This is a genomic window from Actinorhabdospora filicis, assembly GCF_030269765.1.
GTDB classification, from domain to species: Bacteria; Actinomycetota; Actinomycetes; order Mycobacteriales; family Micromonosporaceae; genus Actinorhabdospora; species Actinorhabdospora filicis.
Genome location: NZ_BSTX01000004.1, coordinates 229,633 through 242,596 on the forward strand (window position 1 = coordinate 229,633; position 12,964 = coordinate 242,596).

The window sequence follows — 12,964 nt, forward strand, 5'->3', positions numbered from 1 at the left end:
GGAACCCGGCTGAGCCCGCCCAGAGCCCCGCCCGGGTCCGACCGGGAGCCCGCCGTGACCCGCACCGAGCCCGGGCCGGATCCCCCGCTGAGTCCGGCTCAGCTCGGCCCTGCCCGGAGCCGGGCACGACAAGTCCCGGCATGAGCCAGTCCGGCTCCCACCCCACTCACTCCACCCGCCGCAGCACACCGCGCACCCCATCACGCTGCACTCATTCATCCCACCCCGGCTCACCCGACCCCGCCGGGCCCGACCCCGTCCCCCATCGGGCGGGTGGATGGTCGGGTGGCGGGGCCTCGCAGGTGAGCCGGGTTAGCCAGGGCGGCAGGCGGTTCAGGCGGCCTTCGCCAGGGTGTCCTCCGATTGCGGCGTGCGGGTGCGCTCCGCCCACCGTGCGGCGACGGGGACGAGGAGCCCGGCCACCAGGAACACTCCGGCCAGGATCATCCAGCCGCGCCAGTGCCAGCCCATGATGAGCGCGGTGAGCGCGGCGGGCGCGATGATCTCGGCGATCGCGAACCCGGTGTTGTACAGGCCCTGGTACTGCCCCTGGGCGTGCGCCGGGGCCAGGTCGAAGGACAGGCCCCAGCCGCCGGCGGCCTGGAGCAGCTCACCGAGCACGTGCATGGCGCCGCCGACGCACAGGATCAGGATCGCCATCCACGTCGTGCCCTGCGCGGCCAGCGCGTAGAGCCCGCAGGTCACGGCCAGCAGCAGTCCGGCGTTCCGCTGGGCGCGGGAGGCGCCGGTGACGCTGGCGCTGCTCCGGCTGACCCGCACCTGGAAGAGCACGATGCTGACGGTGTTGATGACCCCGAGTACCGCCACGATCCACTTGGGCGCGTTGGTCGCCCCGGCCACCCACAGCGGGATGATCAGGTTGAAGACCTGGTAGTGCACGGTCAGCAACGCGTTCAGGATCGTGAGGGTGAGGTACGGGCGGTCCTTGAGGGCGGCGAGCTTGGACTCCTTCTTCGCGGCCGCGCTCGGCTCCATCGGCGCGATCCTCAGCAGCACCAGCGGCGAGACGATGTAGAGGACGACGGTCGCCAGGATCATCGCGATGTAGACCTCACGCCGTTCCGCCCACAGGGCGATACCGGCGATCGGCAGTCCGATGGTCCAGCCGACGTTGGTCACCGACCGCAGGTAGGCGCGGGTGCGCACCTGCTGCTCCTTGGGCACCGACCCGGCGATCAGCGCGCCCCTCGCGGCGTTGGAGCCGCTGGAGAGCACCGACACCAGCCCGGCCACGATCACCAGGCCGTAGATGTTCTGCACGAACAGGTACCCGATGTCCACGGCCGCCGCGAGGAGCCCGAGCGTCACCGCGATCCCGCGCGGCCCCCGCCGGTCGGCGATCGCCCCGATCGGCACCCCCGCGAACAGCCCGAAGAGCGCGGCCAGGGTCATGCCCAGCCCGATCTGCTCCGGGGGAAGCCCCACCACCTCCCTCAGGTAAATGACGCTGATGGTGACGAACATGCCCCGGCCGACAGACGCGATCAGCGAGGCGTAGGTGAGGGTCCTGGCGGGCCCCGGATCGGGCAGGAGACGGCAGGCGCGGATGATCAAGGAGGGCGACATGATGGCACGCTAGACCCGCCCCGTACACCGAAGCTCCTGCTTAGCGGGTTGCAGTGATCAACGTCGCTTAACCTCCGCGACACCTGGGGAACCAGGTGCCCCTTCGGTGCGGTTTCGGCTGGAATTCAAGGGAAACCCGCAGGAAGTGCAGGCGAAGCCAGGGGAGCAGCGGATTCCGCCCACCTTGCCCGACCATGCGCCAGCCCGACTGCCCACGAGCCCGCAGGCCCGCAAGCTCGCCCGTGAGCCTCCTCGCCCACCGGCCCGGCCGCCGAGCCGCCCGCGAGCTCGCCGATGTCCCGCGAGCCACTTGCCTACGAGCCACCTGCCTGCGGCAAGCCCACTCGCTCACCCTTGAGCCCGCACATCTGCCACTCACTCGCGAGCCCATCCACCGGCCGCCTGCCGCCGGCCAGGTCGACTGAGCGTCAGGCTGTCAGGGGCCAGGTAACCAGGGCCAGGTAGTCAGGTCCGGGTCGTCGCGGGCACAAACCATCGGGTGCCCAGGTGCCCAGGTGCCCAGGTGCCCAGGTGCCCAGGTGCCCAAGTGGCCACCGGCTTCCTACAGCCCGATCGCCGTCACCCGGCCGACTCGCCTCCGCGCGAGCCGTCCGCCCCGCCCCGCTCCACCCTCGGGAACGCCCTCAGGGCCGCTTCACCAGCCGGACGACGATGGCCTTCGACACCGGTGTGTGCGAGCCCTTGGCGGTCGAATCCAGCGGTACCAGTGGATTCGCCTCGGGGAAGTAGGTGGCCGCGCATCCGCGCGCGGTGGGGTAGGAGATGATCCGGAAATCGTGGACGTGCCTGATCTCGGTACCGGGCCCGGCGGAGCCGCTTCCGCCATGGCCGTTCGGGTCCGTGCCGATCACTCCATCGGAGGCCGGAGCGCCCGCGATGGGTTCGCCTTCGAGGGCGCCGCCGTCGGCGGCCGTCCCTGCTCGTTCGGCGGTTTCGGATCCCGAGCCGGAGGATCCGTCCCATTCACTATAAATGTCCACAATGTCGCCGTCAAGTAGACCGAGTTCGGCCAGGTCGGACGGGTTGACCAGGACGACCCGGCGCCCATTGTGGACGCCGCGGTAGCGGTCGTCGAGGCCGTAGATCGTGGTGTTGTACTGGTCGTGGCTGCGCAGGGTCTGCAGGAGCAGCCGCCCCGCGGGCACCTCCAGCACCGACAGCTCGCTCACCGTGAACCCCGCCCGCCCGGACGGCGTGGTGAAGGTCCGCGAGTCGCGCGGCGGGTGCGGCAGCACGAAACCGTCGGGGGTGGCGACCTTGGCCTCGTAGTCCTCGAAGCCGGGGATCACGCGCGCGATGCGCGCGCGGATCGTCCGGTAGTCGGCGGCGAACTCCCGCCACGGGATGCCCTCGCCGAGCAGGCGCTCGCCGAGCCGGCAGATGATCGCCACCTCGCTCAGCAGGTCCCCCGAGGGCGGCTTGAGCCGTCCGCGAGAGGCGTGGACGGCGCTCATCGAGTCCTCGACCGTCACGAACTGCGGCCCGGCGGCCTGCTCGTCGAGGTCGGTGCGCCCGAGCGTGGGCAGGATCAGCGCCGTCGTCCCGCACACCACGTGCGAACGGTTCGGCTTGGTGGAGATCTGCACGGTCAGCCGGCAGTTGCGCAGCGCGGCCTCGGTGACGGTGGTGTCGGGCGTCGCGGCGGCGAAGTTGCCGCCGAGCCCGATGAACACCTTCGCGCGCCCGTCGCGCATGGCCCGGATGGCGTCGACGGTGTGCGCGCCGGGCTCGGTGGGCACCGCGAACCCGAACTCCTCGCCGAGCCGCCCCGACCACGCCGGGGGGTGCTCGTAGATGCCCATGGTCCGGTCGCCCTGCACGTTGCTGTGCCCGCGCACCGGGCACAGTCCCGCGCCGGGCTTGCCGATCATCCCCCGGTAGAGCTGGACGTTGGTGATCTCCTGGATCGTGGCCACCGCGTCCCGGTGCTGCGTGACGCCCATCGCCCAGCACACGATCACGCGCTCGGAGGAGGCGAAACGGCGCGCGAGCGCGTCGATGTCGTCGAGTTCCAGCCCCGTCGCGGCCCGCACCTTGTCGGCGTCCACCGCGCGGACGTGCGCCTCGTACGCGGCACGGCCCTCGGTGTGGGCGTCCACGAAGGACTCGTCGGCCGCGCCCCACTCGACCAGGCGCCGCCCGATCCACTGGAACAGCGCCAGATCGCCGCCGAGCCGGATCGGCAGATGCGCGTCGGCCAGCTGCGTGCCCTTGCCGAGCATCCCCCGCACGGTCTGGGGGTTCTTGAACCGCAGGAGCCCGGCCTCCGGCAGCGGGTTCACCGCCACGATCGCCGCGCCGTTCTTCTTCGCCTTCTCCAGCGCGGTGAGCATGCGGGGGTGGTTCGTGCCGGGGTTCTGCCCGACGATGACCAGCAGATCGGCGTGGTGAACGTCCTCAAGGGACACCGAGCCCTTGCCGATGCCGATGGACCGGCCCAGCGCGACGCCGGAGGACTCGTGGCACATGTTCGAGCAGTCCGGCAGGTTGTTGGTGCCGTACGCGCGCGCCAGCAGTTGATAGAGGAACGCGGCCTCATTGCTGGTGCGTCCCGAGGTGTAGAAGAGCGCCTCGTCGGGATGGTCGAGGGCGGCGAGTTCGCCGGCGATGAGCCCGATGGCGTCGTCCCAGCTCACCGGCTCGTAGCGATCAGACCCGGGGCGGCGCAGCAGGGGATGCGTCAGGCGGCCGCGCTTGCCGAGCCAGTACTCGTCACGGCCGTCGAGGTCGGTGAGGGAGTGCTCGGCGAAGAACTCCGGCCCCGCCTTGCGCTTGGTGGCCTCCTCCGCGACGGCCTTCGCGCCGTTCTCGCAGAACTCGGCGATCGAGCGGTGCTCGGGATCCGGCCAGGCGCAGCCGGGGCAGTCGAAGCCGTCCTTCTTGTTGACCCGCAGCAGCGCGCGCGTACCGCGCACGACGCCCATCTCCCCGACGGACGCCGCGAGTCCCGCGGTCACGCCGGGGAGCCCGGCGGCCACGTTCTTGGGGCCGGTGACTCGGAGTCGCTCGTTCTCTGCCATCGGTGCCCACGTTAGTGCCCGTGCCGGGAACCCGCCCGTGGGAGTTGGGTTCCCGGCACGGAGTCTCAATCGCGGCAGACGCAGTCGCCGCACTGCCACGTGCCGGAGGTGTCGCAGCACCACCAACGGCAGTTGTTCCGGCCCGGCTCGAAGCAGGTCAAGATCTGGCAGCGCCGATCGGTTCCCCCGGCGCTCGCCGCGGCCTTCGGGACGAAGCGGGCGAGCAGGGCGTCGGCGATGCGGCGGACAGGACGCATGAGTTCCCCCTCGGTATGGCGGCCCAGCCGTCGTCAAGAGTGCTGGTCAGCGGGCTTCCGGCGCAAGGCCGTGACCACGATGTGGAGAACACGGCCGGTGGATCACTGAATGCCTTCCGGGGCGCCTGTGGACAACGCCGACCTCGCACGCCTGGAAGGCATACCCACGGGGGTATTTTCATCCACAATGGGTAGGTTATCCACAGGATAAAAGACCTCATGTTTGCTCTTGTCGGACCTATGCCGCAAAGTCGTCGCATGGCGATCACATCGACTCCCGCCGAGTCCATCCGTCTCGGCAGCTCCGAGGACCTCCTCGCGGCCGCCCCGTACCTGCTCGGCTACCACCCGGCCGATTCGATGGCCTTCCTCGGCCTCACCTCCGGCGCGGTCACGGTCAGCGGGCGCTACGACCTGTCCACGCCCGAATGCGAGGGCGATCCCGCGCCGATCGTCGCCACCCTCCTGCGTCACGGCGTCGATTCCGCCCTGCTCATCGGATACGGCCCGCCCGAACGCGTCACCGCCGACATGGACCGCCTGCGCGGCGCCCTCGCGGCGGCCGACGTGCCCGTCCGCGAGGCCCTGCGCGTCACCGGCGGGCGCTACTGGTCCTACCTGTGCGGGGACGTGGGCTGCTGCCCGTGCGACGGCACGCCATTCGACCTGTCGACCGCTCGCGTCGCCGCCGCCATGACCTTCGCCGGCCTCCAGACCTACCCCACCCGCGAGGAGCTGGCGGCGACCATCGCCTCCGACCACACCGACGCCGTCCGGGACGCCACGGGCCGCGCCCTCGGCCGCTTCACCGCCCTCATCCACGGCGACCCGGGCGACTGGGACCGCTGGCGCGACGAGGGACTCGCCCTCCTGCACCGCACGGTCACCGCCGCCCGCGACGACGACGCTCTCCCCGGCGACGAGGACATCGCCGCCCTGTCGGTCCTGCTCACCCACGACCGGGTCCGCGACGAGGCATGGGCGCTCGTCGACGAGCACGGCCCCCACACGCAGCTGCGCCTGTGGAGCCTGGTCACCCGCCGCGCCGATCCCGACTTCGCCGTCGTACCGGCCCTGTTGCTGGCCTTCGCCGCCTGGCGGCTGGGCAACGGCGCCCTGGCCCGCATCGCGGTCGAGCGGGCGCTCACCCTCGCGCCGGAGCACCGGCTGGCGCTCATGCTCGCCCAGGTCCTGGACCGCGGCGACTCACCGGTGTCGCTGCCGCCCGTCACCCGCGAGTGGATCGCGTCCTACTACGAGGAGGAGACCCGTGCCGAGCCCGAGTAGACGTTCATCGACGAGCCCCGCACGAAGCCCACGAGCGTCATGCCCAGATCGGCCGCCAGGTCCACCGCGAGGGTGCTGGGCGCGGACACCGCCGCGAGCACGGGGATCCCCGCCATGGCCGCCTTCTGCACGATCTCGTAGCCGACCCGGCCGCTCGCCATGAGCACGTGCCCGGTCAGGGGGACACCGCCGTCCCGCAGTCGCCCGCCGACGATCTTGTCGACGGCGTTGTGGCGGCCCACGTCCTCGCGGACGGCCACCTCGGTGCCCGAGGCGTCGAAGAGCCCGGCGGCGTGGACGCCACCGGTCCGGGCGAAGGCCCGCTGCGAAGCCCGAAGCCGGTCGGGCAGCGCCGCCAGCAGGTCCACGCCCACTTCGACGTCGTCGTCGCCGATGCGCCACCGCACGGCCTTGGCGGTGACCTCGCGCAGGGCCTCCAGGCTGGAGGTACCGCAGGCGCCGCAGGCCGAGCTCACGGTGAAGCCGCGCCCGGCCCGGTCGGGGACCGGGACGTGCGGGGCGAGCCGGACGTCCAGCACGTTCAGGTCGCTGTCCGTGCAGTGCTTGGCGGTGATCACGTCCTCGTAGGAGGAGATGATCCCCTCCGCGTACAGCCAGCCCAGGGCCAGGTCCACGTCGTCGCCGGGGGTGCGCATGGTCACCGTCAGCGGCTCGCCGTTGATCTGGATCTCCAGCGGCTCCTCGACGATCAGCGTGTCGGGCCGGAAGGACCGCCCGCCCTCGTTGATCCGCTCCACCCGTCGCCGGTCGGTGACTCGTCCCATGGGATCGAGCCTACGGCCGACACCACCCGATTGGAGAATGCCATGAACCGTGTTACACCCGGCTCGAACCGTTCCCGCGGCTCGCTGCTCACGCCCCGCCGGATCGCGCTCGGCCTCGCCGGTGGCCTGGCCGCCCTGGCCGTCGGCCTCCTCAGTCCCGGCGCATACGCCGCCGGTGCGCCGCCGGGCCGGGACGATGCCCCGGCCTACTACCGCTTCTGCGACGGGGCCTCCGGTGGCCTCGGCGGCCTTCTGAGCGACTGCGGGCTGGTCACCCGGGCGTCGGCCGCCGAACCGCGGGCGGACCGCACCAGTCCCCGTCCCGTCCGGCGGGCCGGCTTCGCGCCGTCACACCGGGGCGTCGGCGGGATGGTCCACGCCGGGCCCGCCGAGACCGCCGACACTCGCATCGTCGGCGGCACGCCCACCGAGCCGGGCGAGTTCCCGTGGGCCGTGCGGCTCTCGATGGGCTGCGGCGGCAGCCTGATCGCGCCGGACGTCGTCCTGACCGCCGCGCACTGCGTGGACGGCTCCGGCGAGGACACCTCGATCGTGGCCACTGTCGGTGTGAGCGACCTGGATTCCGCCGAGGCCCGCGAGTTCCGCTCGGCCGAGGTCGTCCGGGCGCCGGGCTACGACGGCGAGGGCCGCGACTGGGCCCTGATCGTGCTGGAACGGGACGCCACCGGCGTCCCGTTGCTTCCCCTGAACGACGAACCCGAGGCCGAGCGGGGTGACTTCACCGTGATCGGCTGGGGCGCGCAGCGACCGGGTGGTCCACAGTCGACGGTGCTGCGCCGGGCGGCCGTCGGTTTCGTGCCGGACGAGACCTGCGCGAAAGCAGGGGACGCCTATGAGCGGCTGATCCCGGAGGAGGAGCTCTGCGCGGGCGTCCCCGACGGCGGCGTCGACGCCTGCCAGGGCGATTCGGGCGGCCCACTCCTGAAGACGCTTCCGGGTGGCCGTGTCGTCCAGGCGGGGATCGTGAGCTGGGGCGAGGGCTGCGCCGAACCGGGCCACCCGGGCGTCTACACGCAGGTCAGCACCTTCGCCGCGGAGATCCGCGCGGCGGCCGAACGGGTGACCTGAGCATCCGCTCCGGGCAGGCCGGGGAATGCGGGCCCGCCCGCCGTAGGGCGGGCCGGTAGGGCGGTTAGAGGTACATCCCCGTGCGGGGTTCCTCTTCGGGGCCGTCGGTGGTCGGCTCGAAGAACCGGCGTCCGCCGAACTTGCCCTGGAGGCGGTCGTCGAGGTCGTCGGCGAGGCGGGTCATCGACTCCACGGCCAGCATCAGGTGGGTCGGCTGGAAGTCGCGGCCGTAGACGGGCACCGACACCCAGATGGTGCCGGACAGGTAGTACAGGCGACCGATGGGGAGGCGCTGGGTCAGTTCCGACAGTTCGCGGTAGACGCGCTCGTTCGGGTCGACTTCGGTCAGGAGGGGGGAGTAGACGTCCACGACGGCCGGGCGTTCGGTGACCTTGATGAAGACCATGGCCGAACCGGCGCGGACGCTGATCTCGCCGTTGTCGTCGACGGAGAGCCGCTCGGGCTCGGTGCGCAGCATCGCGGCGACGACCTCGCGGACCACACTGCCGAGACCGCTGGCCTCGGCGGTGATGGCCCGGGGTTCGGGGGCCGTGGGGATCGATGGCGCCAGCCGGGCCGTGGCCAGGCTCGGGGCCTCGGTCTCACCGGTGAAGTCGTAGGTCAGGAACGCCGGGTGGGGCGCGTTGTACATCTCCCGGAAGGTTCGGGTGATGATCTCGGCCAGCGAGGCCGCCTCCGAGATCGGGACGCGCATCCCGAAGCGCTCACCGGCGCCCTCCACGGCGCCCGGGGGCTGCCAGCCGAGCGCGATGAGGTGCGCGATCGTCGTCCGGTCCAGGGTGACGCCGTCGGGCAGGGTGGCGTTGCTGGTGGCGTCGGCGTGCAGCTCGTCGTTCTTGAGCCGCGAGACGGTCACGTCGTAGACCGCCGAGCCCGTCCCGGTCGCCGTCGGGTCCAGCACGAGTTCGAGGTCGCTGTCCTCGGGCAGCCCTTCGATCGCCGTGGCCAAGGCCACCGTGAACGTGGACCAGGCGGCATCTACCTTCGCCGCGAGGTCCGTACCCAAATCAGCCACGCCCGCTCCTCCCATCACACTGCGGCCCACCCTACAAGGGCCGTTCCCCCATCAGTTCCGCCCGCGTCTTCGGAAGGGAATCAGGATGATTCGCCCGAATCCAGGTCAGCAGGCCCTCGCGGATGTGGCACCGAAGGTCCCACACCACCGAACCATCGGCCGCCGACACCACCGCGCGCAACCTCATCACGCCGCCCACCGCATCGGTCACCTGAAGGGTGCACGTATCGCCGTCCCAGTACTCGCATTCGCGCGCAAGGCGCTGCAGCTCCTCGCGCACCGGCTCCAGCGGAAGCGTGAAGTCCACGTCGAGCTCGACGGTCCCGAGAATGTCCACCGAACTGCGCGTCCACGTGTGGTACGGGTTCTCGGTGAAGTAGGTGGTGGGGAGCACCAGGCGGCGCTTGTCCCAGATGCGCACGACCACATACGTGAGAGTGATCTCCTCCACGTGGCCCCATTCGCCCTCGACCACGACGACGTCACCGATCCGCAGCGCGTCCCCGAAGGCCAGCTGGAGGCCGGCGAAGATCCCCTTGAGCCACGACTGCGCGGCCAGGCCGAGCACGATGCCGACGATGCCGGCGGAGGCCAGCACGCTCATCCCGATGGTCCGCACGGTCGGGAACGTGAGGAGTCCGGCCCCGAGCGCGATCGCGATGATCAGCGCCACCGACACCCGGCGGAACAGCAGCACCTGCGTGCGCCGCCGCCGCTCCATCGCGCTCTCACCCGGCTTGTCGACGCGCCGGATGATGAGCTCCTCGACCACGTGCAGCAACGCGATCGCCAGCCACGCCACCGCCGCGAACGTGGCCAGAACCACGATGTGGTCGAGTACGGCGCGCCAATCCCACGGCCACCACAGCGGCAGTAGCAGCTGCGCGCCGATCAGGGAGAGCGTCACCGACAGCGGCACGTGAACGTCATCGACCAGGCGGACCAGGATGGATTCGGGCTTGGTGTAGCGCTTCGTCGTCCACCTGGTGAGGGTTACCAGCGCGACCGCGATCGCGCACGCCACAAGGACGAGCCCGATCCCGACCGCGAATTCGGCGATCTGCGACATGGGGTCACCTTAGTGATTTGCGTCGATGAGTGGGACCTCATGTCGATGGGTTTGGAGGTGGAGGCGGCGGGCGGGCATAGGGGAAAGGAGAAGAGCGTCGATTGACGGGCCGGGCGGAGTGGCGCGGTGGCGCTGCGGACGGCGCGAGATGGGGGTGAGTTCTCAGGACCACGGTGGAGCGAATGGTGCGGGAACCCGCTGGCGCGAGGACGAGCCGGGATGGCCAGCGGATGATCTCGGGCGCATCGGAACGCCAGCGCGTACACGGGATGCGCCGACGATGGCCCGCAGGCTGCGGCCGGTGGAGGAAGGGTTCCCACGTAGGTGGGGACGAGCACCGCGCACACGGCCAGGCCGTGTGCGCGGTGGGGAACAACACCCCCCGCGTGGGCGGGGACGGGAGGTGATGGGCCGACGGGCGCCTGCGGCAGACAGGAACACCCCGCGTGTGCGGGAGGTGTGGGCGATGGCGCGGGCCACAGAGTGACGCCGCGGAACACCCCCGCGTGCGCGGGGACGAGGAACGCGACGACCGGCTCTTCCCCGGCGACCCGGGAGCACCCCCGCGTGCCCGGGGACGAGGCTTGCTGACCTGTGGCGCCGTCCTGTCCCTGGGCCGATTTCGTTCACCACGAGCGAAGCCGACTCCTCCAGGCTGCCGCTGATCTTCTTTGGGCGGTCGGCTTGAGTGAATGCGGCCGACCGGCTTCACGCCGGTCGGCCGGTGGTGGGGTGCCGGGCCGGGGCAGGCCAGCAGCCCGAGGGCTACGGCGCCGGGGTCAACGCGCTCGCCGGGATCGGTTGCCTCGCCAGGTTCGGGGCCGACCAGTGCAGTTGGGCGATGGCGTCCCAGCCGCCTTCGTAGTACTCCATGCGGATGGTGTGCGGGCCCGCGGTGAGGTCCACCGTTGCGGTGTCATCGCGTTTGGAGTGGTCGGTCCAGGCGTCGATGACCTTGGTGCCGTCGATCCAGAGGCGGACACCATCATCGGTGGTGGTGATGAAGGTGTAGGCGGCGGCCGTCGGGGTTGTCACGGTGCCGGTCCAGCGGGTGCTGAAGGTGTCGGCGCCGATTCCGGGGCCGGGGGCGGCGGTTCCCCAGTCGAAGTTCACGCCGGGGTCGACGCGGGTGAGGGTGGGGGTGCCGGTGAGGGCCTTGTTGGTGAAGTACTCGCCTTTGAGTCCCTGGTCGTCCAGGACGAGGGTGGTCACCGAGCGGGCGGGCAGGTTGACGGTGGCCGCTCCGATGGTGATGGCGAGGGTGCCGGTGTTGTGGGGGGTCCAGGTGGCCTGGGTGTCTCCGGTGGACTGCCAGACGGCGGCGGTGCCGGTGCCGTAGCCGGTGAGGGCGAGTCCGGTCGTCTGGGCGGTCGTGGTGGTGTTGACCAGGACGATGTTCTTGCGGCCGGTGGAGGCGAAGGCGCGGATGCCGGGGGTGGACGTGCCGGTGTCCACGATGGACTTGCCGAAGCCGCGGAAGAGGCCTTCGCCGGTGAACATGCCGATGCCGTGGTAGACGGGGGTCGGCGCGTTGGTGGGGACGTTGCCCTCGCCCTCGGTGGAGGTGATGCCGAGGCCGGTGTTCTTGGCGAAGCTGCCGTTCTTGTCGCCGTAGACCAATGTGGACGCGCCCGACTTCAGCATGGTGCCCAGGGCGGAGGCTCCCCAGACGGTCGCGAGGTGCGACATCATCTGCGTGCCGTTCGGGTCCTTCCAGTCCATGTTCCACTCGCCGATCTGGACGTCCAGGGCGCGGCCGGGGGCGAGGCGGGCGATGCGGGCGCGGAGGTCGGCGATGTCGGTGGCGTAGGAGTCGATGACGGGACCGAGCAGGTCGGCGTCGGTCGGGCGGTCCTCGCCGGCGCCGTAGTCGTGGTAGTCGACGAAGTCGGCGCGGGAGCCGGATCCGGTGAGGAACGCGTCGATGTAGGCGGTGTCGTAGTACGCGGTGGCGGGGCCGCCGAGGCGGACGGTGGGATCCTCGGCGCGGAGGGCGTCGGCGATCAGGTTGAAGCGGGAGCTGTACTCGGCGCCGGTCATGTGCTTCGGGTTCTGTCCATTGTCGAGCTCGTTGCCCACGATGAACTGCCGGACGGGGGTGCCGGTGGCCTTGAAATGGCGGTAGATGGCGACCGCGTCGGCGACGTCGGCGGACGCGGCGCGGCGGCCGTCGGCGGGGAGGATCAGCATCGGGGTGGCGCCCAGGTCGCGGATCGAGGCGACCCAGGCGTCGCCGGAGACGTTGGTGTCGCACCAGTCGCCGCCGCAGACAAGCTTGCCGGACGCGTCGAAGACCAGCTCCATGCGCATGACGCCGAAGCCCTGGCGGCGCACGTGGCCACGATGGACGTCGTTGTTGGTGATGTAGCTCTGGTTGCCGTAGCCGGTGATGTCGAGGCCGTAGTCGGCGCTGTCCACTGTGGTCACGACGTGGGTGAAGTCGACGGTGACGGACGCGTCGGCCGCGGCGGCGGCGGGGGATCCGGGCACCAGCACGAGAGCGGCGGCCGTGCAGACGGCCGCCGACATGACGGTTTTGCGCATCGTTCTCCTACTTCGAGGGGACTGCGAGTCTGGCAGGAAAATGATCACTCCACAATGGTCGGCCCGGGGCCGGTGGGTGAAGGCGCGATGGCGGTACGGCGACGCCGGGCGTGTGTGTGGCGGGCGGCCGGACCGGCGGTTGGCGCGGTGGGACGGCGCGGGCCGGTGGCGGGTGGAGTGATGCGGGCGGCGTTGGGCGGGATGCCGGGACGCGGAGAGTGGGCCGCCGTCGGCGTGGGGGGGATGGGGCTCGGGCGGACACACTCGCG

The 12,964-nt window shown here is 71.2% G+C and carries 9 protein-coding genes; 2 read left to right on the plus strand and 7 right to left on the minus strand.

Annotated elements, in window-relative coordinates:
- Positions 1–333 precede the first annotated feature (333 nt).
- The 3 genes from QSK10_RS26040 to QSK10_RS26050 all read right to left on the minus strand — a co-directional run bounded on the left by QSK10_RS26040 (position 334) and on the right by QSK10_RS26050 (position 4,885).
- Complete coding sequence (locus tag QSK10_RS26040; protein WP_285665662.1) at positions 334–1,587, minus strand: MFS transporter; 1,254 nt, start codon at positions 1,585–1,587, stop codon at positions 334–336.
- 644 nt (positions 1,588–2,231) lie between these two features.
- Positions 2,232–4,628, minus strand: a complete 2,397-nt coding sequence (locus tag QSK10_RS26045; protein WP_285665664.1) for an FdhF/YdeP family oxidoreductase — start codon at positions 4,626–4,628, stop codon at positions 2,232–2,234.
- A 65-nt stretch (positions 4,629–4,693) separates the two neighbouring features.
- Positions 4,694–4,885, minus strand: coding sequence for a hypothetical protein (locus QSK10_RS26050; protein WP_285665666.1), 192 nt, complete (start codon positions 4,883–4,885; stop codon positions 4,694–4,696).
- A gap of 258 nt (positions 4,886–5,143) precedes the next feature.
- On the opposite strand from QSK10_RS26050, the gene QSK10_RS26055 reads away from it, so the two are divergent.
- Complete coding sequence (locus QSK10_RS26055) at positions 5,144–6,172, plus strand: DUF4192 domain-containing protein (RefSeq protein ID WP_285665667.1); 1,029 nt, start codon at positions 5,144–5,146, stop codon at positions 6,170–6,172.
- On the opposite strand, the gene fdhD is transcribed toward QSK10_RS26055, so the two are convergent.
- On the minus strand, positions 6,139–6,957 hold the full coding sequence (gene fdhD, locus QSK10_RS26060) for a formate dehydrogenase accessory sulfurtransferase FdhD (protein ID WP_285665670.1): 819 nt from the start codon (positions 6,955–6,957) through the stop codon (positions 6,139–6,141). The two genes, QSK10_RS26055 and fdhD, sit on opposite strands and share 34 nt — an antisense overlap.
- A 42-nt stretch (positions 6,958–6,999) precedes the next feature.
- On the opposite strand from fdhD, the gene QSK10_RS26065 reads away from it, so the two are divergent.
- Positions 7,000–8,046, plus strand: coding sequence for a S1 family peptidase (locus QSK10_RS26065; protein WP_285665672.1), 1,047 nt, complete (start codon positions 7,000–7,002; stop codon positions 8,044–8,046).
- Positions 8,047–8,110: 64 nt separating this feature from the next.
- Here the strand turns inward: QSK10_RS26065 and QSK10_RS26070 are convergent, their stop codons facing one another.
- The 3 genes from QSK10_RS26070 to QSK10_RS26080 form a co-directional block, all read right to left on the minus strand.
- Positions 8,111–9,082, minus strand: coding sequence for a T3SS (YopN, CesT) and YbjN peptide-binding chaperone 1 (locus QSK10_RS26070; RefSeq protein ID WP_285665673.1), 972 nt, complete (start codon positions 9,080–9,082; stop codon positions 8,111–8,113).
- Positions 9,083–9,113: 31 nt separating this feature from the next.
- Positions 9,114–10,151, minus strand: a complete 1,038-nt coding sequence (locus QSK10_RS26075) for a mechanosensitive ion channel family protein (RefSeq protein ID WP_285665674.1) — start codon at positions 10,149–10,151, stop codon at positions 9,114–9,116.
- Positions 10,152–10,916: 765 nt separating this feature from the next.
- Entirely contained in the window at positions 10,917–12,695 is a 1,779-nt protein-coding gene (locus QSK10_RS26080) for a PA14 domain-containing protein (RefSeq protein ID WP_285665675.1), read from the minus strand.
- Between the last annotated feature and the right edge of the window lie 269 nt (positions 12,696–12,964).